The organism is Cellulosimicrobium sp. I38E, assembly GCF_001647255.1.
Taxonomy (GTDB): domain Bacteria; phylum Actinomycetota; class Actinomycetes; order Actinomycetales; family Cellulomonadaceae; genus Cellulosimicrobium; species Cellulosimicrobium cellulans_E.
The window spans coordinates 102,055-123,193 of sequence record NZ_LUAZ01000083.1; the positions used below are offsets into that span (position 1 = coordinate 102,055).

The 21,139-nt window shown below is 73.4% G+C and carries 19 protein-coding genes; 10 read left to right on the plus strand and 9 right to left on the minus strand.

Translation table 11 applies throughout. The annotated features are described in order from the left end of the window. The first annotated feature begins 232 nt into the window (after positions 1-232). Positions 233-1,639, plus strand: a complete 1,407-nt coding sequence (gene lpdA, locus A0J59_RS20030; RefSeq protein WP_053371452.1) for a dihydrolipoyl dehydrogenase — start codon at positions 233-235, stop codon at positions 1,637-1,639. A 196-nt stretch (positions 1,640-1,835) separates the two neighbouring features. Next, a complete protein-coding gene (locus tag A0J59_RS20035) occupies positions 1,836-2,726 on the plus strand; it encodes an SDR family oxidoreductase (protein WP_064317239.1) in 891 nt (296 codons plus the stop codon). Between the two features lie 82 nt (positions 2,727-2,808). Here the strand turns inward: A0J59_RS20035 and A0J59_RS20040 are convergent, their stop codons facing one another. The 3 genes from A0J59_RS20040 to A0J59_RS20050 all read right to left on the minus strand — a co-directional run bounded on the left by A0J59_RS20040 (position 2,809) and on the right by A0J59_RS20050 (position 6,284). Then, the gene (locus A0J59_RS20040; protein WP_064317240.1) at positions 2,809-4,170 is read right to left on the minus strand and encodes a lytic polysaccharide monooxygenase; all 1,362 of its coding nucleotides are present in this window, start codon (positions 4,168-4,170) and stop codon (positions 2,809-2,811) included. A gap of 72 nt (positions 4,171-4,242) precedes the next feature. After that, a complete protein-coding gene (locus tag A0J59_RS20045) occupies positions 4,243-5,718 on the minus strand; it encodes an MATE family efflux transporter (RefSeq protein WP_082919214.1) in 1,476 nt (491 codons plus the stop codon). Positions 5,719-5,840: 122 nt separating this feature from the next. Beyond that, positions 5,841-6,284, minus strand: coding sequence for a MarR family winged helix-turn-helix transcriptional regulator (locus A0J59_RS20050; RefSeq protein WP_064317241.1), 444 nt, complete (start codon positions 6,282-6,284; stop codon positions 5,841-5,843). A 179-nt stretch (positions 6,285-6,463) separates the two neighbouring features. Between A0J59_RS20050 and A0J59_RS20055 the strand changes: the two genes are divergently transcribed. From A0J59_RS20055 to A0J59_RS20080, 6 genes are all read left to right on the plus strand, one after another. Further along, positions 6,464-7,504 carry an adenosine deaminase gene (locus A0J59_RS20055; protein WP_064317242.1) on the plus strand — a complete coding sequence of 347 codons (1,041 nt, stop codon included), beginning with the start codon at positions 6,464-6,466 and terminating at the stop codon, positions 7,502-7,504. Between the two features lie 259 nt (positions 7,505-7,763). Next, complete coding sequence (murA, locus tag A0J59_RS20060) at positions 7,764-9,080, plus strand: UDP-N-acetylglucosamine 1-carboxyvinyltransferase (protein ID WP_064317243.1); 1,317 nt, start codon at positions 7,764-7,766, stop codon at positions 9,078-9,080. A gap of 75 nt (positions 9,081-9,155) precedes the next feature. Continuing rightward, positions 9,156-10,460: a sensor histidine kinase gene (locus A0J59_RS20065; RefSeq protein WP_156533206.1), complete on the plus strand. Its 1,305-nt coding sequence runs from the start codon at positions 9,156-9,158 to the stop codon at positions 10,458-10,460. Next, entirely contained in the window at positions 10,457-11,062 is a 606-nt protein-coding gene (locus tag A0J59_RS20070) for a DNA-binding response regulator (RefSeq protein WP_047232570.1), read from the plus strand. Before A0J59_RS20065 ends, A0J59_RS20070 begins: the two co-directional genes overlap by 4 nt. A gap of 32 nt (positions 11,063-11,094) precedes the next feature. After that, positions 11,095-11,820: a 1-acyl-sn-glycerol-3-phosphate acyltransferase gene (locus A0J59_RS20075; protein ID WP_064317258.1), complete on the plus strand. Its 726-nt coding sequence runs from the start codon at positions 11,095-11,097 to the stop codon at positions 11,818-11,820. A 20-nt stretch (positions 11,821-11,840) separates the two neighbouring features. After that, positions 11,841-12,899 carry an NAD(P)H-dependent glycerol-3-phosphate dehydrogenase gene (locus A0J59_RS20080; protein ID WP_047232605.1) on the plus strand — a complete coding sequence of 353 codons (1,059 nt, stop codon included), beginning with the start codon at positions 11,841-11,843 and terminating at the stop codon, positions 12,897-12,899. A 37-nt stretch (positions 12,900-12,936) separates the two neighbouring features. On the opposite strand, the gene A0J59_RS20085 is transcribed toward A0J59_RS20080, so the two are convergent. Beyond that, on the minus strand, positions 12,937-13,656 hold the full coding sequence (locus tag A0J59_RS20085; RefSeq protein WP_220084527.1) for a hypothetical protein: 720 nt from the start codon (positions 13,654-13,656) through the stop codon (positions 12,937-12,939). A 167-nt stretch (positions 13,657-13,823) separates the two neighbouring features. On the opposite strand from A0J59_RS20085, the gene A0J59_RS20090 reads away from it, so the two are divergent. Beyond that, complete coding sequence (locus A0J59_RS20090) at positions 13,824-14,174, plus strand: hypothetical protein (protein WP_064317244.1); 351 nt, start codon at positions 13,824-13,826, stop codon at positions 14,172-14,174. 16 nt (positions 14,175-14,190) lie between these two features. On the opposite strand, the gene A0J59_RS20095 is transcribed toward A0J59_RS20090, so the two are convergent. The 4 genes from A0J59_RS20095 to A0J59_RS20110 all read right to left on the minus strand — a co-directional run bounded on the left by A0J59_RS20095 (position 14,191) and on the right by A0J59_RS20110 (position 19,249). Then, positions 14,191-15,351 carry a PLP-dependent aspartate aminotransferase family protein gene (locus A0J59_RS20095; protein WP_064317259.1) on the minus strand — a complete coding sequence of 387 codons (1,161 nt, stop codon included), beginning with the start codon at positions 15,349-15,351 and terminating at the stop codon, positions 14,191-14,193. A gap of 151 nt (positions 15,352-15,502) precedes the next feature. Beyond that, positions 15,503-16,693 carry an acyl-CoA dehydrogenase family protein gene (locus tag A0J59_RS20100; RefSeq protein ID WP_064317245.1) on the minus strand — a complete coding sequence of 397 codons (1,191 nt, stop codon included), beginning with the start codon at positions 16,691-16,693 and terminating at the stop codon, positions 15,503-15,505. 97 nt (positions 16,694-16,790) lie between these two features. Next, complete coding sequence (locus A0J59_RS20105; protein ID WP_047232573.1) at positions 16,791-17,822, minus strand: hemolysin family protein; 1,032 nt, start codon at positions 17,820-17,822, stop codon at positions 16,791-16,793. Beyond that, positions 17,819-19,249: a hemolysin family protein gene (locus A0J59_RS20110; RefSeq protein ID WP_064317246.1), complete on the minus strand. Its 1,431-nt coding sequence runs from the start codon at positions 19,247-19,249 to the stop codon at positions 17,819-17,821. Before A0J59_RS20110 ends, A0J59_RS20105 begins: the two co-directional genes overlap by 4 nt. A 208-nt stretch (positions 19,250-19,457) precedes the next feature. Between A0J59_RS20110 and A0J59_RS20115 the strand changes: the two genes are divergently transcribed. Beyond that, positions 19,458-20,627 (plus strand): D-alanine--D-alanine ligase family protein, encoded by a 1,170-nt coding sequence (locus A0J59_RS20115; protein ID WP_064317247.1) that lies wholly within the window; start codon positions 19,458-19,460, stop codon positions 20,625-20,627. Between the two features lie 18 nt (positions 20,628-20,645). On the opposite strand, the gene A0J59_RS20120 is transcribed toward A0J59_RS20115, so the two are convergent. Next, positions 20,646-21,139: DUF3515 family protein (locus tag A0J59_RS20120; RefSeq protein ID WP_369799802.1), on the minus strand; the 494-nt coding region annotated here is incomplete at its 5' end.

A 21,139-nucleotide genomic window follows, 5' to 3' on the forward strand; every position in this document is an offset into this window, starting at 1 on the left:
TCGTCGTCGGGCACTCGCCGTGCGCGAACCGGGACGCGCAGGCACCGCCGCGCTGAGCGTGCCCGCCCGGCGGGCTCAGCGCGGCCGGCGAAGGAGGAGCCGCAGGTGTCGCATCCCGGACATCGTGACCCGCTCGGCGGCGCGGGGTCAACCTTCCCGCGGCCCGCAGGTGTGGCGGACGTCGCCCGCGCACGCACCCCAGGGCCGATCCGGCGCCAGTAGGCTGGTCGCCATGGCATCCCACTACGACGTCGTCGTCCTCGGTGCAGGTCCCGGTGGTTACGTGGCCGCGATCCGTGCAGCCCAGCTGGGTCTGTCGGTCGCGGTCGTGGAGGAGAAGTACTGGGGTGGGGTGTGCCTCAACGTGGGCTGCATCCCGTCCAAGGCGCTCCTGCGCAACGCCGAGCTCGCGCACATCTTCCAGCACGACGCGAAGACCTTCGGCATCTCCGGAGAGGTCAGCTTCGACTTCGGCGCGGCGTTCGACCGCTCGCGCACCGTCGCGGAAGGGCGCGTCAAGGGCGTGCACTTCCTCATGAAGAAGAACAAGATCACCGAGTACGACGGCCGCGGCACGTTCCGCGACGCGCACACGCTCGACGTGAAGCTCGCCGACGGCTCGACCGACCAGGTGACGTTCGACAACGTCATCATCGCGACCGGCTCGAAGGTGCGCCTGCTCCCGGGCGTCGAGCTGTCCGAGAACGTCGTCACGTACGAGAAGCAGATCCTCACGCGCGACCTGCCGAAGTCGATCGCCATCGTCGGCGCCGGCGCGATCGGCATGGAGTTCGGCTACGTCCTCAAGAACTACGGCGTGGACGTCACGATCATCGAGTTCCTCGACCGTGCGCTGCCCAACGAGGACGCCGACGTGTCGAAGGAGATCGCCAAGCAGTACAAGAAGCTCGGCGTCAACCTCCTCACGTCGACCGCCGTCCAGACGGTCAAGGACAACGGCACCGACGGCGTCACGGTCACCTACAAGGGCGTCAAGGACGACAAGCCGGGCGAGCTCGTCGTCGACAAGGTCCTCATGGCCGTCGGCTTCGCGCCCAACGTCGAGGGCTTCGGCCTCGAGAACACGGGCGTCCAGCTCACCGAGCGCGGCGCCATCGCGATCGACGACGTCATGCGCACCAACGTCGAGCACGTCTACGCCATCGGCGACGTCACCGCGAAGCTCATGCTCGCGCACGTCGCCGAGGCGCAGGGCGTCGTCGCGGCCGAGACTATCGGTGGCGCCGAGACCCTCACGCTCGGCGACTACCGCATGATGCCGCGCGCGACGTTCTGCCAGCCGCAGGTCGCGAGCTTCGGCCTCACCGAGCAGCAGGCGCGCGACGAGGGCTACAAGGTGAAGGTCGCGACGTTCCCGTTCATGGCGAACGGCAAGGCGCACGGCCTCGGCGACCCGACCGGCTTCGTCAAGCTCATCTCCGACGAGACCTACGGCGAGCTGCTCGGCGGCCACCTCATCGGCCCCGACGCGTCCGAGCTGCTGCCCGAGCTCACGCTCGCGCAGAAGTGGGACCTCACCGTCTACGACGTCGCGCGCAACGTGCACACCCACCCGACGCTGTCCGAGGCCGTCCAGGAGTCGATCCACGGCCTCGCGGGGCACATGATCAACTTCTGATCGACCGGCACGCTCGCACGGAGCGCTTCCCGAAGGGCCCGGACCTGCGACCGCAGGTCCGGGCCCTTCGTGCTGCCGTGAGTCGCGGCAAGACAGCATCGGCCTCGGCACGTGGTCGGGTCGGGCGGCGCGCTGCGAGCGGGCGCGAGCACCCGCATGCTGGACGTTCCGCCCGACGTCGACAGGGGAGATCTACATGTCCGACCAGACCACGCCCCAGGACCCGACCACGCAGCAGCCGCAGCCCGAGCAGCCCGCCGACCAGCTGGAGCCGCCGGGGCTGACGGGCGACATGTCCCAGGAGCCCGACCACGGGGAGGCCACGTACCGAGGATCGGGCCGGCTCGAGGGCAAGCGCGCGCTCATCACCGGGGGCGACTCCGGCATCGGCCGCGCGGTCGCGATCGCGTTCGCCCGCGAGGGCGCCGACGTCGCGATCTCCTACCTCCCGGACGAGGAGGAGGACGCCCGGACCACGGCCCGGTGGGTCGAGGACGCGGGCCGCACGGCCGTCCTGCTCCCGGGCGACATCCGCGACGAGGAGTTCTGCCGGCAGCTCGTCGCCGACGCCGTCGCGGGCCTGGGTGGCCTCGACGTCCTCGTGAACAACGCCGCGTACCAGATGTCGCAGGACGAGGGTCTGCGGGGCATCACGACCGACCAGCTCGACCGCGTCCTGAAGACCAACGTCTACGCGCTGTTCTGGATCACGAAGGCGGCGCTCGACCACCTGCCCCGCGGCGGGGCGATCGTCAACACGACGTCCGTGCAGGCGTTCGAGCCGAGCCCGCAGCTGCTCGACTACGCGACCACCAAGGCGGCGATCCTCAACTTCACGAAGGGGCTGGCGCAGCAGCTGGCGCCGGAGGGCATCCGCGTCAACGCGGTCGCGCCGGGACCGATCTGGACGCCCCTCATCCCCGCCACGATGCCGGAGGAGAAGGTCGAGCAGTTCGGCGCCGACACGCCGCTGGGCCGGGCCGGGCAGCCCGCCGAGCTCGCGCCGGCGTACGTGTTCTTCGCGTCGCAGGAGTCCAGCTACATCACCGGCGACCGCATCGGCGTGACCGGGGGCCGGCTGCTCTAGGACGCTGCGGGCCTCGTCGGCTCACCGCGCACGACGGCGGGCAGGCGGCACGTGAGCCGCCTGCCCGCCGTCGTGGGGCGGGTCAGCCGCAGGCGACGCCGTTGAGCGCGAACCCCACCGGGGCCGGGTGGGTGCCTGCGGTCGCGGTCGCGCCGTTGAAGCCGAACGTGACCGACTGCCCCGGCGCGATGCTCGACTGCCACGCCGGGTGCGCCGCGGTGACGGTGCTTCCCTCCTGGCTCACGACGGCGCTCCAGCCGGGCTCGTCGACGGTCTGTCCGCCGGGGTAGGCGAACGTCACGGACCAGCCGTTCACCGGGGCGGCCGACGTGTTGGTCACGGTGACCGACGCGGTGAACCCGGTGCTGTTGCCGCCCCACGAGGAGGCCGAGTAGTCGGCCTCGCAGTCGCCGAGCGGCTCCGGCGTCACGTCGTCCTCCAGCGTGGTGAACGTGACGGAACGCGTGGCCGAGACGGAGCCGGCGTGGTCGTTCCGCGACCGGACTTCCACCGTGTACGCGGTGCCGGGCTCCAGCTCCGTCAGGTCGACCATGGGCGAGCCGTCGGTGCTCGCGATCACCTCGCCGGTCGCGGGGTCGAGCACGTCGTACCCGGTGACGCACCCGGACTCGGCCGCGCCCCACATGACGTGCGCGCTCGTGGCGGTGACGGACATCGCCATGACGGATCCCGGGGCGCCCGGTGCCTCGTCCGGGCACGCGGGCTCGGTCGGCTCGCCGCCGTCGTCGCCGATGCCCGTGACCTCGCCGTCGCCGCCGTCGAACGCGACGTCGGAGCACGAGTAGAAGTTCTCGTTGCTGTCCGAGCGGACCCAGTGGGTGAAGATCATGTGGTCGCCGCTGCGGTCGGCGGGGAGCGTGACGTCCCAGTAGTAGTAGTTCAGGGCGCCCGGACCACCGGTGTCGGGCGGGTCGGTCACGGAGTCGATCAGCTCGAGGTCTTCCCACGCGAGCGGGCTCGACGGGTCCCAGCCCTCCTCGGTGACGTACACGTCGAAGCGCCCGGGGTGCTCGGCCCAGTTGTTGTGCTGGAACTGGTAGGTCTCCCCGGCCGTCAGGTGCGTCCGCGGCCAGTCGTCCCGCACGGCGTTGAACCCGCTGAAGTCGTACGGGCCGCGACCCCCGCCGTCGCAGATCTGGCCGTCGGGGACGTAGCCGGCGGTCCGTCCCGCACCGTTCGAGTCCAGGTTCCCGAACCAGTTGTAGAAGGCCGAGGTGCCGCTGACCGCGTAGGCGTTCGCGCACGCCGGGTTCTGCGGGTCCACCTGCCCGTTGCCCGTCTGGCCGTCGACCCAGCACAGGTACTGGCGGCTCCCCGGGAACACCTCCGCCCCGTGCGCCGCGGCGGGGGCGGGCGGCGAGGCCGCCACCAGGCCCGCCGCGCCGAGGACCACCGCGGCGGCCCACGCTGCAATGCGTCGCATCTCTCCAGCTCCTTTGCTCTCGGATGTCGAACACGGTGACGTTGCCGCAGGCCGCGCGACGGCGGTATCGACCTAATCGATTCGGGCGGTGCTCGCCACCAGGCCACGTTCGATGGCCCGGCGCGAAGCGACGAGCAGACCCGCGCCGACGAGGCACACGACGACCTCCGTCACGGTGAGCGACCAGACGATGCCGGACAGCCCGAACCAGTGGTTGCCGAGCAGCACGACGGGCACGAAGAGGAGCCCCTGCGACACGGACATGACGATCGCGGGGACGGCGCGACCGGTCGCCTGGAACAGCGAGGTGACGAGCCCGGCGAAGCCGTTGGCGACCATCGCGACGAGCTGGGCGGTGAGGATGGTCGCCCCGATCGCGAGGACGGCAGGGTCGGCCACGAAGGCGGCGAACACCTGGTCGCGGAACAGGATGACGACGGCGGAGAACAGCAGCCCGAGGCCGCCCACCACGAGCGCGGAAGCGCGCAGCGCCGCCGTGAGCCGTCCGCGGTCGCCCTTGCCGTAGGAGTAGGCGAGCAGCGGCAGGACGCCGAGCGTCACGCCCATGAGGAGGAACTCCGGCACCTGCGCGATCCGGACCGCCACACCCATCGCCGCGAGCGGGCCGTCGCCGTACGCGGCCGCGAGATTGTTGAGGACCAGCGACGTGACGATGAGGAACGACGCCTGGAGCAGCTCGCCGACCCCCACGCCGAAGACGGGCTTGAGCACGCTCGGCGAGAGCGTGAACCACCGGGGCGCGATGCTCATGTGCTCGCTCCTGCGGGTCAGCCAGACGGCGAAGTACACCACGACGGCGAGGTTCGCCAGGCCCGTGCCCAGGGCCACGCCGCCCACGCCCCAGGGCAGGACGAGGACGAACAGGACGTCCAGCACCAGGTTGAGGACCGTCGACCCGACGAGCGCGTACATCACCTGGCGCGAGGCGCCCTCGGCGCGGACGAGCTGCTCGAGGCAGAACGCCGCCGTGAGGACCGGGACGAACGCGAGCATGACCGCGACGTAGGTCGCCGTCGCGGGAGCGGTGGCGGCGTCCGCCCCGAGGAGGGTGACGAGCGGCCGCAGGAGGAGGAGTCCGCCGGCGCCGAGCACGGCGCCGGTGACCACGGCGCCCCAGACGGCGAACGACGAGACGCGGCGGACCTGGCCCGTGGCGGACGGGTCGTGCGCCGCCGCGCCGAGCAGCCGGGCGACGAGCGCCCCGCCGCCGACGCCGAACACGCCACCGACGGCCATCACGAGGCCGAGGAGCGGCGTGCCCAGGGTGACGGCGGCGAGCAGCGCGTTGTCGTGCAGCGAGCCGACGAACCCGGCGTTGACGACGTTGTAGACGGCGCCGACGATCATGGCCGCGGCCATGGGCACGCACAGGTGCACGAGGGCGCGGACGATCGGCGCGGAGGAGAGGTACCACCGGTCGGTCCCCGGCGTGTCAGGTGCTGGCGGGGTCGCGGGCGTCGGATCGCCGGGCGACCCGGCGGCAGGCAGGGAGGGGCCCGTCAGGGTCTCGAGGTCGGGGGTGCTCATGGCTGCTCCGTTCGGGCAGGCTCGAGCGCACGCCGGCAGGAGCCGGCGCGGCGACGGGAGCGGTGGTCGGTGAAGGTGTGGGGGCGTCGCGCCCGGACCGTCCGGCCCGGGCCGCGTCCGGTTCAGTCCCGGCTGGGTTGCGGCAGCTCGGCGACGACCTTGGCGAGCAGCGCGCGCAAGGCAGCGCGTTCCGCCTCGTCCAGCGGGGCCAGGATCGTCTCGTCGGCGGCGGTCATCGCGTCCTGGAAACCTGCGATGAGTCGGGCGCCGGCGGGGGTGGTCTCGACGCGCTTGACGCGCGCGTTGTCGGGATCCGGGCGCCGCTCGACGAGGCCGCGCTGCTCGAGCCCCTTGAGCAGGCTCGTGACGCTCGCCGCGCTGGTACGGCTCACCGCGGCGATGTCGCGCTGGATCGCGCCGGGGTTCTGGGCCAGGAAGCCGAGCACGAAGGCCTGCTCGTGGCTGAGTTCGCGGTCGCGCACCCAGTCCTCGGCCGCCTTGCGCTGCGCCCAGCCGATCCAGCGGACGAGCTCGAGGCTGCTGGCGGGCACGGACTGATCGGTCATGATGAGAAATCTAACTGTTAGATCCCAAAGTGTCAACGCCGAGTCCCCGCGGTCCCCACGAGCCCCACGGTCCCCACGTGCTCGCCGTACGGCCGGCCGGGCCCCACGGGCGCGGGTGCGCCCCGGCGTCGGGCACGGGAGAGGATGAGGGCGGGGGACACGACACGAGAAGGAGACCCATGCCTGCGCCCACGACGCCCACCCGCGAGTTCGTCACCGGCCTGCCCAAGGCGGAGCTGCACCTGCACCTCGAGGGCACGCTCGAGCCCGACCTCAAACTGCGCCTCGCGCAGAGGAACGGGATCGACATCGGCCAGTCGACGGTCGAGGAGGTGCGCGCGACCTACGCGTTCGACTCGCTCACGAGCTTCCTCGCCGTGTACTACCCGGCGATGGAGGTGCTGCAGACCGCGGACGACTTCTACGAGCTCGCCGACGCCTACCTCGCGCGCGCGGCCGCCGACGGGGTGAAGCACGTCGAGATGTTCTTCGACCCGCAGGCGCACACGTCGCGCGGCGTCTCGTTCGAGGCGGTCGTCACGGGCTACCACCGTGCCGCGGCCGAGGCACCGGCCAAGCACGGGATCGACGCGCACCTCATCCTGTGCTTCCTGCGCGACCTGTCGGCCGAGAGCGCGGCGGAGACGCTCGAGGCGTCGGTGCCGTTCCGGGACAAGATCCTGGGCGTCGGGCTCGACTCGGACGAGCGCGACAACCCGCCGCAGAAGTTCGCCGACGTGTTCGCGCGCGCCCGGGAGCTCGGCTACCGGCTGACGATGCACTGCGACATCGACCAGGTCGGCAGCATCGACAACATCCGCACCGTGCTCGACGAGATCGGCGTGGACCGCGTGGACCACGGCACGAACGTCGTCGAGGACCCGGCGCTCGTCGACGTCGTGCGCGACCGCGGGCTGGGTCTCACGACCTGCCCGATCTCGAACTCGTTCGTGACCGACGACATGAAGGCGACGGAGATCGCGGGCCTGCTGCGCTCGGGCGTGCGCGTCACGGTGAACTCCGACGACCCGGCGTACTTCGGCGGCTACGTGGCGGACAACTACGTGGCGCTCGCGGAGGCGGCGGGGCTGACGACGGAGGAGGTCGTGCAGCTCGCGCGGAACTCGTTCGAGGCGTCGTGGCTGGGTGACTCCCAGCGGGCCGCCTACCTCGCCGAGATCGACCGGTACGTCGCGGGGTTCGACGCGACCGCCGTCTGACACGCCGGACGCCTGCCCGTGTCTCGGCCCACGAGCCACCCGGCACGGGCGGGCGTACCGGGGAGTAACGTGTCGGGGACGGCCGCCGCCGTCCGGATGGCGGCGAGCATGCCCGCAGTGGGTGAATAATCTCCGGGTGCCGCACGTTGGCGCACTCGGGACCCGCGGCCGCGGACGAGCCGTCCGCGGCCCGACGCGCGGGCCCGGGCCCGCAGGGGCACCACGGACCATCGGCTTGGCGAGAGGGCGACCAGAGCTCATGAAGGATGTGCTGTACGTCAACGGCGGGACCCCGCTGGACGGGACGATCACCGTGCGTGGCGCGAAGAACTTCGTGTCCAAGGCGATGGTGGCGTCGTTGCTGGGGGAGTCGCCGAGCGTGCTGCGCAACGTGCCGCAGATCCGCGACGTGGGCGTCGTGACGGGGCTGCTGGAGCTGCACGGCGTGGCGGTGAAGTCCGACCCCGACGCGGGGATCCTCGACCTGGACCCCTCCAACGTCGAGTCGGCGCACGTCGCGGACATCGACGCGCACGCGGGCTCGAGCCGTATCCCCATCCTGTTCTGCGGCCCGCTGCTGCACCGCCTGGGCGAGGCGTTCATCCCCGACCTGGGCGGGTGCCGGATCGGCGACCGGCCGATCAACTACCACCTGGACATCCTGCGCCAGTTCGGTGCCGTCGTGGACAAGCGCGAGAACGGGATCCACATCCGCGCCCCGCGCCGCCTCCAGGGCACCAAGATCGCGCTGCCGTACCCGTCGGTCGGTGCCACGGAGCAGCTCCTGCTCACGGCCGTGCGCGCCGAGGGCATCACGGAGCTCGCGAACGCCGCGATCGAGCCCGAGATCATGGACCTCATCGCGGTGCTCCAGAAGATGGGCGCGATCATCTCGGTCGACACCGACCGCGTGATCCGCATCGAGGGAGTGGACCGCCTCGACGGCTACACGCACACCGCGCTCGGCGACCGCATCGAGGCGGCCTCGTGGGCGTCGGCCGCGCTCGCCACCGGCGGCGACATCACGGTCAAGGGCGCGACGCAGCCCGAGATGATGACGTTCCTCAACACCTTCCGCAAGGTCGGCGGCCGGTTCGACGTGCAGGACGACGGCATCCGGTTCTGGCACCCGGGCGGCGACCTCTCCCCGATCGTGCTCGAGACCGACGTGCACCCCGGCTTCATGACGGACTGGCAGCAGCCGCTCGTCGTCGCGCTCACCCAGGCCAAGGGCCTGTCGATCGTGCACGAGACGGTCTACGAGAACCGGTTCGGCTTCACGGACGCGCTGCGCGGCATGGGCGCGACCATCCAGGTCTACAAGGAGTGCCTGGGCGGTCGCGACTGCCGGTTCGGCCAGCGCAACTTCCACCACTCCGCGGTGATCTCCGGCCCGACGCCGCTGGCCGCGGCCGACATCGAGGTCCCCGACCTGCGCGGCGGCTTCTCCCACCTCATCGCGGCGCTCGCGGCGAAGGGCACCTCGACGGTGCGCGGGATCAGCCTGATCGACCGCGGCTACGAGAACTTCCAGGAGAAGCTGGTCGCCCTCGGCGCCGACGTCCGCCGCGACTGACCCGGACCGCCCGTCGCCGCAGCTCATGACGCCTGTCACGGCCGTGCGGCGCCCGTGCGTGGGACGCTGGTCGACGTGATCACCCGACCGCGCACGTTCCTCGACGTGTGGAGCCGTCGGACCGCGCCCGAGCGGTTCGACACCTACACGCGCTGGTCGCTGTACCTGCTCTCGCTGTTCGAGCCGTTCCTCGCGCTCGTGCTCGTCGGTTCCGACCCGACGTTCCGGCCGGGGGCCGTCAACGCGTGGCTCGTGCTCGTGCTCGTGCACACCGTCACGTGCCTCGCGCTGCTCCGGGCGGGGGTCGTGCACTTCCTCGGGGGCCCGGTCGTGCGCCCGTGGCTGCTCGCCCTGCACGGGACCCTGTCCCTCGCGGTCGCGGCGGTCGGGTTCTGGACCTTCCCCGTCGACTCGGCGGAGGACGTCGCCGGGAGCGCCCGGTACTACGCGCTCCTGGTGGGGGTCGGCTTCGGCACGCTCGCCGTGGTGCCGCTCCTCACCTTCCGTCGCCTCGCCCTCCTCGCCATCGTCTTCGGCACGGTCACGGGATGCTCCGTGTGGGTGGGGACCGGACCGATCTCATCGACCACCGTGGGCATGGCGGTCGGGCTCGGACTCTCCGGCACGGTCATGCTCGTCGCGATCTTCGGGTCGTACCGCGTGTCCGTGTGGATGCTCGGCATCGTGTGGGAGCAGGAGCGCACGCGCGTGCTCCACGCACGGCTGGCCGTCGCGGAGGAGCGGCTGCGGTTCTCCCGCGACCTGCACGACGTCTTCGGCCGGACGCTCTCCGTCGTCGCCGTGAAGAGCGAGCTCGCCGCGGAGCTGGCCGCCCGCGGCCGCCCCGGCGCGGAGGAGCAGATGCTCGAGGTGCGCCGCATCGCGCAGGACGCGCTGCGCGAGGTGCGCGCCGTCGTCGCCGGCTACCGCACCGCCGACCTCGGCGCCGAGCTCGTCGGCGCGCGCTCGGTCCTGCGCTCCGCGGGCATCGAGACGACCGTCCACGGCGAGGAGACGCCGGTCGGCACCGCCGCGCAGGAGGCGCTCGCGTGGGCGGTGCGCGAGGGCGTCACCAACGTGGTGCGGCACTCGACCGCACGCACGTGCACGATCACGGTGCACCGGGACCGGACGTCGAGCGTCGTCGAGATCGTCAACGACGGCGCCCCCGCGGGGACGCGCGACGGGCGCGGCTCCGGGCTGGTCGGTCTCCGGGAGCGGTTGGAGGGCGCCGGCGGCAGCCTGCGCACGTGGTCCGACGGCGGTCGGTACAGCCTCGTCGCGCGCGTGCCCGACGACGGCGCGGCCCGAGGGGCGCCGGCGCGGGGCAGCGCCCGCGACCTTCCCGCCCCCACCACCGAGAGGACCACGCGCGCGTGATCCGCATCCTGCTCGCCGACGACGAGAACCTCATCCGTGACGCCGTCGCGTCGCTCCTGGCCCTCGAGGACGACCTGGAGGTCGTGGCGCAGGCGGCCTCGGGCCCCGAGGCCGTCGCCGCCGCCCTCAAGCTCGAGCCCGACGTCGCGGTCCTCGACCTCCAGATGCCCGGGCTCGACGGGGTCGAGGTCGCGCAGCGCCTCGCGCGCGACCTGCCGTCGTGCGGTGTGGTGATCGTCACGAGCCACGGCCGGCCGGGCTACCTCAAGCGCGCGCTGGAGGCGGGCGCGCGTGGGTTCCTGCCCAAGACGGTCTCGTCGCGCGTGCTCGCGGACGTCGTGCGGCAGGTGCGCGACGGCGGTCGGTACGTCGACCCCGAGCTCGCCGCGGAGGCGATCGCGGCGGGCGCGAGCCCGCTCACCGCCCGTGAGGCGGACGTGCTCGAGCTCGCCGCCGACGGCGCGCCCGTCGAGGAGATCGCGACGCGCGCCCACCTGGCCCCGGGGACCGTGCGCAACTACCTGTCGTCGGCCGCCGCGAAGCTCGGGGCGGCGAACCGTCACGAGGCGGCGCACGTGGCGCGGCGGCACGGCTGGATCTGAGCGGAGGGCAGCGCCCGGTAGGCTCGGTGACCGTGCCGAGCCTGCCCGAGACCCCGCGCGCGTACAGGACCCTCGCGTTCTTCCTGCGCCCGATCCTCTTCGCGATCACCCGCCGTGACTGGCGCGGTGCGGAGAACCTGCCCCCGACCGGCTTCATCGCCGCGGCGAACCACGTCACGGAGGTCGACCCCGTGACGCTCGCGCACTTCCTCTACGACCAGGGCCGTGCACCGAAGATCACGGCGAAGGCGTCGCTGTGGAAGGTGCCGGTCCTCGGCCGGGTCCTCACCAGCACCGGCATGATCCCGGTGCACCGCGGCACGGCAGGCGCTGCGCAGTCCCTCGTCGACTCCACGGCGCGCCTCGACGAGGGGGAGTGCGTCGTGTTCTTCCCCGAGGGGACGCTGACGCGCGACCCTGACGGCTGGCCCATGGTCGGCAAGACGGGCGTCGCTCGGCTCGCGCTGACGAGCCGCGCGCCCGTCGTGCCCATCGCGCAGTGGGGCGCCGAGCAGCTCCTGGCGCCGTACGGCAAGGTGTTCAAGCCGATCCCGCCCAAGCGGGTCGCCGTCCACGCGGGACCGCCCGTCGACCTCTCCGACCTCTACGACCGTCCGCAGGACACCGCGACGCTGCGCGAGGCGACCGAGCGCATCATGGCGGCGATCACGCGTCAGCTCGAGGAGATCCGCGGCGCGAAGGCGCCCGCGGAGCGCTTCGACCTGCGTCAGCACCCGGGTTCGGAGCGCCGCCGGTGAGCGGCGACCAGACCGTCGAGATCAGCCCCGCGCCGCTCGTCGCCGACGACGTCCCCGCCGCGGAGCGCGTCGTCGCCGCGGTCCTCGGGTCGGGGAGCTGGGGCACGACGTTCGCCGCCGTGCTCGCCGACGCCGGCTGCGAGGTCCGCCTGTGGGGTCGAGACCCCGAGGTCGCCGCGCAGGTGAACTTCTCCCGCCGCAACGAGAAGCGGCTGCCGGGCATCGAGCTGCCCGCGGGCATCCGGGCCACGACCGACGCGCGCGACGCGCTCGCCGGCGCGGGGCTGGTGGTCGTCGCGATCCCCTCGCAGGTCGCGCGCACGACGCTCGCCGAGCTGCGCCCGTACCTGGAGCCCGACGCCGTCGCGGTCTCGCTCATGAAGGGCGTGGAGCTGAGCACGGACCGCCGCATGAGCGAGGTCGTCGCGGAGTCCCTCGGGCTGCCGCCCGAGCGCGTCGCCGTGGTGTCCGGGCCGAACCTGGCGCGGGAGATCGCGCACCGTCAGCCGACGGCGACCGTGGTGTCGTGCGTGGACGAGGACGTGGCGCGGTACGTCGCGCGGGCCTGCTCGTCGTCGTACTTCCGTCCCTACACCAACCGCGACGTCGTCGGGGTCGAGCTGTGCGGGGCCGTGAAGAACGTCATCGCGCTCGCCGTGGGGATCGCCCAGGGCCGCGGGTTCGGCTACAACACGACGGCCACCGTCATCACGCGCGGCCTCGTGGAGATCACGCGGCTCGGGCTCGCGCTCGGCGCGGACGCCGAGACGTTCCCCGGCCTCGCGGGCATGGGCGACCTCGTCGCGACGTGCTCGTCGCCGCTCTCGCGCAACCACACCCTCGGCAAGCACGTGGGCCAGGGGCTGAGCCTCGACGACGCGATCGCCGCCACCGGCGGCACGGCCGAGGGCGTCAAGTCCTGCCGGTCGGTCCTCGAGCTCGCGCAGAAGGTGGGCGTCGAGATGCCGATCACGGCCGGCGTCGTCGCGGTGCTGCACGAGGGGATGCCGGTCGACGAGATGGCGCGCGGCCTGCTCGCCCGGCCGCAGAAGGCCGAGGGGATCTCGGCGGAGCGCTGAGGGTGGGTGTCGGGCGGCCCGCTGGTGCGGGCCCCCGTCAGTCGTCGTCGCGGACGTCGACCACCACGCGCGTCGGGTCCTCGAGCGAGAACACCCGGAACGGGCGCTGCTCGTCGTCGACCCCGACGAACGCCTGCGTGTAGCCCTCGAAGACGCCGCGCAGCAGGACCTCCTCGACCTCGCCGTCGTCCCCCGCGCGCACCGGGTTGGGTCCCGCGTACTCGTCCACGCCCGTGTCCATGGGGTACCCCGAGCCAGAGATCATGACCTGGAGGTAGGCGTCGCCGTCGACCGCGACGACGTCGCCCTTCCCGTCGTCGACCGGCTGGTCGACGTACTCGACGCGCCACCCGGGCGTCCCGGTCCCGCCGAGCTCGAAGACGACCCGGTCGTACCCGTCGTGGTGCCCGACCCGGATGTCCGTCACGGTCAGGGCCGCGTCCGCGGACGGGTCCTGCGTGTCCGGGTCGGTGTTCGCGGGGAACGGGAGCGGTGCCTCGGTCGCGTCGTCGGCCGGTGCCGTGGCGTCGTCCGTCGGGCTCTCGGCCGGGGCGCCGGTCGGCGAGTCCGTGGGGCTGGGCGAGCCGCTCGTCGTGGTGCCCGACGGCGACGGGGAGTCGTCCGTGCCGCCGGGGGTGCACGCGGCGAGCGAGAGCGCCAGCAGCCCGACGACGGCTGTCGCGGCCCGCGGTGACGGCGCGGCCCCGCGTCGCCCTCGGTCGCCACCTTCTGTCCGCATCGTTCCTCGCGCCGTCATGGACCGATCGTAGAAACCGCAGGTCACGCTCGCGCGGCGGGCAGAGCACGGTCCGGTCCCGGTCGGGTCACGGCCGTGTCTCGGCGGCATCTCGCGGTGTCGGGCGAACTGCGCGCTGGTTCCCGGACGTCGTGGCCCCTCCAGGTGGTCGACGCTAGGCTCGGAAGATGCTGCAGGGGATCGGCACAGGCATGGTGGGCGTCCTCGTCGCGGTCGCGCTCACGGGGCTGCTCGTCGTCGGGATCACGCGGTTCACCTCCGGCGCCGAGGCGCGCGCCCGCCGCGACGCGGGCGGGGGTGAGAGCGCGTCGTCGGGCATGTTCGGCGAGATCGTCGAGATCTTCCAGCCGAACCGCACGTACCTCACCGAGGAGAAGGAGCGCCAGCGCCTCGACATCGTGCAGCGCCCCGCGGAGGGCCGGCCGTTCGACGTCGACCTCGACGGCGGCGCCTTCTACGTCCCGACGGACCCGGCGGACCCGTCGCGACGCGGGCGCCCGGACGCCGAGGCGCGGTAGCGCACGCGGGGCACGATCAGCCGGCGAGTGCCCGCAGTGCCCGGTCGAGTGCCCGGTCGAGGTCCCGCCAGAGGTCCTCGACGTCCTCGATGCCCACGGAGAGCCGCAGCAGGTCCTCGGGGACCGTGAGCGACTCGGTCGCGAACCGGCGGCGACGTTCCAGGCTCGACTCCACGCCGCCGAGGCTCGTCGCGGGCACCCACAGGCGCACGGCACCGACGACGGCGTCGGCGCCCGGGGCCCCGCCACGAGGCCGGACGCCGAGGATCGAGCCGTACCCGGTCATGAGTCGCGACGCGCGCTCGTGCCCGGGGTCCGTCGGCAGGCTCGGGTGGCGCACCTCGACGACGTCGGGGTGGTCGGCGAGGCGCCGCGCCAGCTCGGCGGCGTTCGCCTGGGCGCGCTCGACGCGCAGCGCGAGGGTGCGCAGGCCCCGCAGCGCGAGCCACACCTCGAACGGACCGGGGATCGACCCGTGGAGCGTCCGGTAGGAGCGCAGCGTCGCGGTGAGCTCGGCCGTGCGCGCGACGGCGGCGCCGAGGACGACGTCGGAGTGCCCGGCGAGGTACTTCGTCACCGAGTGCACGACGACGTCCGCGCCGTGCGCGAGCGGCTGCTGCCCGAGGGGGGTCGCGAACGTGTTGTCCACGGCGCTGAGGACGCCGCGCTCGCGAGCGGCCGCGAGCAGCGCGGGCAGGTCGGCGACCTCGAGCATGGGGTTCGTCGGGGACTCGACGAGCAGGAGCGAGGCGCCGTCGAGCGCGGCGACGACCTGGTCGGTGTCCGCGACGTCGACCCGGACGACCTCGACGCCCGCGCGCGCGGCGAGGTCGTCGGCGAAGCCGAGCGTCACCTGGTACGCGTGCCGGGGCAGCACGACCTTGCCACCGGCGGGCACGAGCGAGAAGACCGCCGCGATCGCCGCCATCCCGGACCCGAAGGCCACGCCGGGGTGCTCGCCGCCCTCGAGCGCGGCGAGAGCCTCCTCGAACGGGTGCCACGTCTCGGTGTCCATCCGCGTGTACAGGAGCTCACCAGGCTGCTGTACGCCTTGCGAGACGTACGTCGACGAGAGCACGATCGGCGGGTTCACGGGCGCGCCCTGCGCCCGCTCGGGACGCCCTGCGGCGACGACGACGGTCGCGGGGGAGAGGGCGGGGACGTGCGGGTCGCTCATGGCGGCAGCGTACGCCCGGTCGCCCGACACGTGCCCCGAACAACCACCCCCTGACCACCGACCAGGCGGTCGCGGCCGGACGAGCAGGTCGTCCGGGTTCGTCGTACCGCCAGGACGAGCCAGGACCACCTGTCCGGCGCTCGGCGGTCCGTCAGTCGAGCGGGCCGAGGAGCGACTGCGCGACCGTGGAGTGCGCGGACTCGTCGTCGGACGGGTGGAAGATCCCGGCGAGCACGTCGCGGTAGAGGCGGCCGAGCTCGTTCCCGGCGAAGTAGGAGGACCCACCGGCGACGCGCACCATCTGGTCGACGACCGTCTTCGCCGTCTCCGTGGCGCGCACCTTGAGCCCCGCGGTCGCGCGGAACCAGCCGGCGCCGCGGTCGACGAGCGCGTCGAGCTCGCCCGCGACGGTGTCGATCTGCGGCCAGACCGCGTCGAGCGCGAGCGCGGCGTCCGCGAGGCGCCAGCGGATGTCGGGGTCCTGCGCGAGCGACGCGCCGTCGTTCTTCATCGACGTGCGGCGGCGCGCCGCGGCGACGCCGAGCTCGAGCGCGCGCTCCGCGATCCCGGTGTAGACGGACGCGAGGAGGGTCTCGAACGTCGTGAAGATCCCGACGACGAGCGGGTCGAGGGTGGGGCCGGGCGCGAGCCGCCGGACGACGCGGTCGGCGGGCGCGTGGGCGCCGTCGAGCACCGTGGACCGGGACTGCGAGGCCCGCATGCCCATCGTGTCCCAGTCGTCGAGCACCTCGACCCCGGCGTCCCGGGGGACGAACGCGTGCACGAGGCGCGGGGCGTCGTCGGACGCCGTGTCGAGCCCGAGGACGCCGAGGCGCGTCCACGCGGGCGAGTTGGACGTGAAGATCTTGCGACCGTGGAACGTGTAACCGCCCGTGCCGTCCGGTCGCGCCTCCGTGCGGGACCCGAGCAGGACCAGGTCGTTGCCGCCCTCGGAGTACCCGAAGCCGAACACCTCGCCGCGACCGGCCTCCTCGAGCAGCCAGTCGAGCGAGGCGTCGCCGCGCTCGTGCAGGTAGCGCGCGACGCCGGTCCACACGTGGTGCATGTTCACGGCGAGGGCCGTCGCGGGCGCCGCGCCCGCGAGCCGCGCCTGCTCGTGCGCGACCTCGCGCAGGCCGAGCCCGGCGCCGCCGAACGCCGTGGGCACGAGCGCGCGCAGGTACCCCGCCCCGGTCAGGGCGGCGAGGTCCTCGTCGAAGAACGCGTTGTCGCGGTCGTAGCCCGCCGCGCGGCCGCGGACGGCGTCGAGCAGGTCGTCGGTGAGGAGGGTGCGCCGCTCCGGGAACGGCGGAGCAAAGGGTGCAGCGACGGGCGTGGGCATGGCCTGCCTTCGGTCGGGGCGGACGGCGAGAGGCCCCGGCGACGTGCGTCGCCGAGGCCCCTCCACCGTACGCCGGGCCTGTCGGCCGGCGAGCCGGTCAGCCGACGAGCACCGGCGCGGGCTCGTCCGGGGACGGCAGGATGCGGCGCAGCACGTCGGCGAGCGTCACGACGCCGACGAACCGCTCGCCGTCCATGACGATCGCGAGCTGCTCGCTCGACTCGCGCATGCGCGCGAGCGCGGCGTGCACGGTCGTCCCCGACGCGAGCACGAACCCGGGGCGCGCGAGCTCCCCGGCGGGCCGGTCGTCGGGCTCCAGGAGCGTGTCGCGCACGTGCACGACCTTCGGGACGACGCTCCCGTTCTGGACGAGGATGCGCAGGTGCCCCGACCGGGCCGACGCGGCCCGCACGTCCGCGGCCGTGGCCGTCGCGGGGACCGACGTCGGCCGGCCCTCGGTCGGCACGAGCGCGTCGACCGTGAGGGTCTCGAGCTCGATGACGCCCGAGATCTGCACGCGGTACGACGCCTCGAGCGCGCCGACGTTCGCCGAGTGCTCGACGAGGTGCCGCAGGGTCGCGGCGTCCTGCCCGCCGCCCTCGACGTTCTCGACCGGCTCGACGCCCACGGCGCGCACGCAGCGGTTCGCGAGCGCGTTGAGCCAGCGCAGCAGCGGGCGGAACGCCCACATGAACCCGCGCATCGGGAGCGCCAGCAGGGTGGCCGAGCGCTCCGGGTGGGCGATCGCCCACGACTTCGGCGCCATCTCGCCGATGACGAGGTGCAGGAACGTCACGACGATCAGGGCGAGCACGAAGCCCGCGACGTCGGCGGCCCACAGGGGCGCGCCCCACGTCTCGAAGACTGGCGTGAGCCAGTGGTGCACGGCCGGCTTGGTGATGGCGCCGAGCGCGAGCGTGCAGGCCGTGATGCCGAGCTGCGCGCCCGCCATGAGGAGCGTGAGCTCGTTCGAGCTGCGCAGCGCGGCGCGCGCCGCGCGGCTCGTCGGTGCGGCGTCCTCGAGCCGGTGCCGCTTGGCGCCGAGGAGCGCGAACTCCACGGCGACGAAGAACGCGCTGAGCGCGATGATCGCGACGGTCGCCACGACGACGACCCAGGGGTTGCTCATCGGGTCTCCTCCGCTGCGTCCGTCGGGCGGGCAGCCTCGTGCGTGGTGGGGTGTGCGTCGTCGGCGGCGGGGGCGTCGCCCCGCTGCTCGACGAGCCGGACGCGCACGAGGCGCGGCACGTGCCGCTCGACCGACAGGACGTCGACGACGAGCGTGCGGTGCACCGGCTCGTCGTGGACGAGGTCGGCGGGGTCGTCCGGGAGCGGGACCTCGATCGTGTCGCCCGCGCGCGGCAGGGCGCCGTGCTGGGCGATGAGGAGCCCGGAGACCGTCTCGTGGTCGCCGCGGGGCAGGTCGTGCCCGAGGGCGCGCTCCGCCTCGTCGACGTGGACGTCGCCGCCCATGACCCACACGCCGTCGTCCTCGGCCGTGACCGTGACGGGTTGCTCCGGGTCGTGCTCGTCGGTGATCTCGCCCACGAGCTCCTCGGCGAGGTCCTCGACCGTGAGCACGCCGGTGAAGCCGCCGTACTCGTCGATGACGCACGCGAGCTGGTTGCGCGTGGAGTTGAGCTGCCCGAGCGCGTCGGGCAGCGTCATGGTCGTCGGCAGCACGACGGCCGGACGCATGAGGTCGGTGACGGGCGCGTCGTCGGGCAGAGCGGTCGCGAGGACGTCGGCGAGCTGGACGACGCCGAGCGGCTGGTCCGTCTCGTCGACGACCGGGTAGCGCGTGTGCGCGCGGGCCATGAGCTCGCGCACCTGGGCCACGGTCGCCTCGGGCCGGACCGTGCCGACGCGCGAGCGGGGGATCATCGCGTGCTCGACGTCGCGCTGGGGGAAGTCGAGGATGCGGTCGAGGAGCACGGACAGCTCGTCGGGCAGGTCGCCGCTCTCGCGCGAGTCCGCCACGATGTGCTCGAGGTCGCGCGCGGTCGCGGTGTTGTCGACGTCGTGCACGGGCTCGATCTTCAGCAGGCGCAGCAGGGCGTTGGACGCCTTGTCGAACACCGCGATGAGCCAGCCGAACACCGTGAGGTACGCGGTCGTGGAGCGCGCCAGGCCCTTCGCGAGCGGTTCGGGCCGCGCGATGGCGAGGTTCTTGGGGAACAGCTCGCCGAAGAGCATCTGGATGATCGTCGACAGCACGAGGGCGAGGACGGTGCCCACCGCCACGCCGACGCCCGTGGGGACGCCGACGCCGCCGAGCATCGTGCCCAGCGACTCACCGATCAAGGGTTCGGCCACGTAGCCGACGAGCAGGCCCGTCACGGTGATCCCCAGCTGGGCCCCGGACAGGACGAAGGAGGTGCGCCGGGTGACGGCGAGCGCGCGCCGGGCCGACTCGTCGCCGGCCTCCGCCTTGGCCCCCAGGCGGGAGCGGTCGACGGTCATGTAGGCGAACTCCTGGGCGACGAAGTAGGCCGTCGCCGCCGTGATCGCGAGAACCACGAGGAGCCCGAGCAGGAGGGAGAGGAAGGTCGTCATCGTGCCCGCACCGCCCTCCGGTCGTCGGGGACGCGTTCGCGCGTCCGCTCGCTGCCGGGGCCGGTGCGGCCGGGACTATGGTCGGGGTCGTCGGCCGCGGGGGCCTCGAGAGTCGTGTCTTCCACGGCACTCCCAACGCGGGACGTCCCCGGATCGTTCCCGGGGGTGCGTCGGGCGCGCGAGCAGGCGTCCGGTAGGGTCGTCCGCGATGTCCAGCCAGAGCCCCGACCGGTCCGTGCCGTCCACCGACGAGCACCCCACCGGCGCGCCCCGCAAGCCCCGCGTCCTCGTGCTGTTCGGGGGCCGCTCGGGCGAGCACGCCATCTCCGCCGCGACCGCCGCGGGCGTCCTGCGCGCGATCGACCGGTCGCGCTACGACGTGATCCCCGTCGGGATCACGCCGACGGGGGAGTGGGTCCTCGCGGCCGACGAGCCCGCGCGCTGGGAGATCACGGAGGGGCGCCTGCCGCAGGTCGAGCCGACCGGCGAGGAGGTCATCCTGCCGCTGTCGACCGGGCGCCGGGAGCTGCGCGTCCTCACCCCGGGCGACGTCCCGCGCGTGCTCGGCGAGGTGGACGTCGTCTTCCCGCTGCTGCACGGCCCGTACGGCGAGGACGGCACGCTCCAGGGCATGCTCGAGCTCGCCGACGTCCGCTACGTCGGCGCGGGCGTCCTGGCGTCCGCCGTCGGCATGGACAAGCACTTCATGAAGCTCGTGCTCGCGGGCGAGGGGCTGCCCGTCTCCCCGTACACCGTGATCCGCCCGGGCGCGTTCGAGCGCGACCCGGAGGCGTGGACGCAGACCGTCGCGACCCTCGGCCTGCCGGTGTTCGTCAAGCCCGCGCGTGCCGGGTCGAGCCTCGGCATCTCCAAGGTCGACGACCTCGCGGACCTGCCCGCCGCCATCGCCGCCGCGCAGGAGCACGACCCCAAGGTGATCGTCGAGGCGGGCGTCGTCGGCCGCGAGATCGAGTGCGCCGTCCTCGGGGGCCGCGGGGGTGCGCGTCCGCGTGCGTCGCTGCCGGGCGAGATCGTCGTGACGGGCGAGGCGCACGACTTCTACGACTTCGAGGCCAAGTACCTCGACGAGGCCGGGGTCGAGCTGTCGTGCCCGGCCGACCTGCCCGAGCACCTCGTCGAGCGGGTGCGCGAGATCGCGGTCCGCACGTTCGAGGCGGTCGGCGCCGAGGGCCTCTCGCGCGTCGACGTCTTCGTCACGCCCGACGAGCAGGTCGTCGTCAACGAGATCAACACGATGCCCGGCTTCACGCCGTTCTCGATGTACCCGCGCATGTGGGAGAAGTCGGGGCTGAGCTACCCCGAGCTCATCGACGAGCTCGTCGCGCTCGCGCTCGAGCGCCCCACCGGCCTGCGCTGACCCGCTGACCCGGCCGGCTCAGCCCGCGTCGGCGGCGCCGACGCACGCGCGCGTCTGCGGGACCTCCATGACGGCGCGACCCAGGTCCGAGATGAACGCCGTCGAGTGGCCCTCGGTCACGGCCGGCGGCACGACGACCTGGACCGCGGGGTCGCGACCGTAGGTCGTGAACGTCCACGTGCCCTGGTCCTCGACCACGAGCCAGTCCACGGTGCCGCCCTCGGACTCGACGCTCTGGCACGTCGTCGTCGTGGGCCCGGGGACCTCGACGCCGCACCGCAGCGTCACCGCGGCGCCCGGCTCGCCCCAGGCCGCGGTGGCCTGGCTCGTCGTGCCGACCTTCGCCAGGTCCTCGCCGAGGGTCTCCGGCAGCGCGAGCACGACGTCCGCGCACAGCGGGTTCTGGGCGTCGTCCGCCACCGGGACGCCGATGCGCGGCGCGCACGCGGCGGTCGCCGCGACGACGCCGAGGAGGGACGGCACCGCGAGGGTCCGGGCGAGGGGGCGCGGAC